Source organism: Vibrio sp. 704 (genome assembly GCF_033339295.1).
In genome coordinates, this window is record NZ_JAWOUH010000694.1 from 1 (window position 1) to 600 (window position 600).

Annotated in this window: 1 protein-coding gene; it reads right to left on the minus strand. The window is 47.7% G+C overall.

Annotation, left to right across the window (positions count from 1 at the left end):
- A partial coding sequence (locus R7R24_RS28565) for a nitrate- and nitrite sensing domain-containing protein (protein WP_318120437.1) occupies positions 1 to 600 on the minus strand: 600 nt, incomplete at both ends.

Genomic DNA, 600 nt, shown 5'->3' on the forward strand with positions numbered 1-600 from the left:
CAGCCATCAACAAGTTGAGATTTAAAGTGGCATGCTGAGCGGAATGTTCTGCAGCAATGAGCATCTGATCAACCATTTGGTTACGAAACTGGTTCATGAGACCGATGCGCTCGGTTGCCATAGGAAACCATTCAGTTGCTTGAGGCCCCTGAATGCTGTCTAGGTTGGCACTCTGGTTAAGGAAGGATTGCTGTACTTGCTCAACCTTCTTCCACGCAGGACTGTTTTGGTGCGATTGCAATGACTGTCGATATTGTTCTGGGAACGCAATTTGCGCTTTTCTTGATGCGTAATCCCCCGATTGGATGTATCCCTCAATGTTGGAGAACAAAACAGATGTGGCGCTTCCTTTCGCAAATACCCCATTAAGTGCGCCGCGTGCTTGGCCTGCACGCTCTTTCATCACGATCACAGAGATCAACGCATCACCAAGCGTACCTAGCTCTCGGCTTTGAGTCTGTGCAATCAAAACGTCAATGTTGTCGATGATGAGCTGATTCAGATTGGAGTAATAACCAAAAGGTGCAATTTGAGGGGAAAGGCGATCAACCCCTTGTCGAACCTGATTGAGTCGATTGAGCTGTACTTGGACATCTTGGA